The sequence below is a fragment of the Rhizobium sp. RAF56 genome, assembly GCF_052113965.1.
Lineage (GTDB): Bacteria > Pseudomonadota > Alphaproteobacteria > Rhizobiales > Rhizobiaceae > Rhizobium.
The window spans coordinates 1-427 of the sequence record NZ_JBFRDU010000147.1 but is presented as its reverse complement, the minus strand read 5'-3'; the positions used below and the strand labels follow the sequence as shown (position 1 = coordinate 427).

The following is a 427-nucleotide window of genomic DNA, read 5'->3' as shown; positions in this document are numbered from 1 at the left end:
TTACTGAAACTCGCGTCAGCCAATTACATAGCCAGACGATTAAACGTTTGCGTGCGCGGCTGGAAGGTCGGGGCTGGGAATCATAAGGTTATAAGTAATATCTCATGCCGATAATAAATTAATCCTCGATGAATGACGCTGCCTGATTATTTTTAATTTTATTTATTTTTATTGTTACTCATTAGTTACGAATTGCAGGACGGTAACTGCGTTATTGGTTACAAAATACAAGGGGCAGTTGAAGTGAACGTAACGAATTTTGATGAGCCGATGCAGTGTATTCGGGATATGAATCTTTCTTACCTGCTTTTGGCGCAGCGTTTGATTCTGGAAGACCGCCTTGCCGCTAAGTTTCGGCTTGGATTGAGTGATGCCACAATCGATATTATCAAAGGGTTAACCTTTCCCCAATTAATCAAGCTTGCAT

1 protein-coding gene is annotated in these 427 nt (G+C 41.0%); it reads left to right on the top strand.

All coding sequences use genetic code 11. From position 1 onward, the window contains the following. Positions 1-243: 243 nt before the first annotated feature. Positions 244-427 (top strand): flagellar transcriptional regulator FlhD (locus AB4048_RS29005; RefSeq protein ID WP_442205375.1); only part of this gene is annotated, 184 nt, incomplete at its 3' end.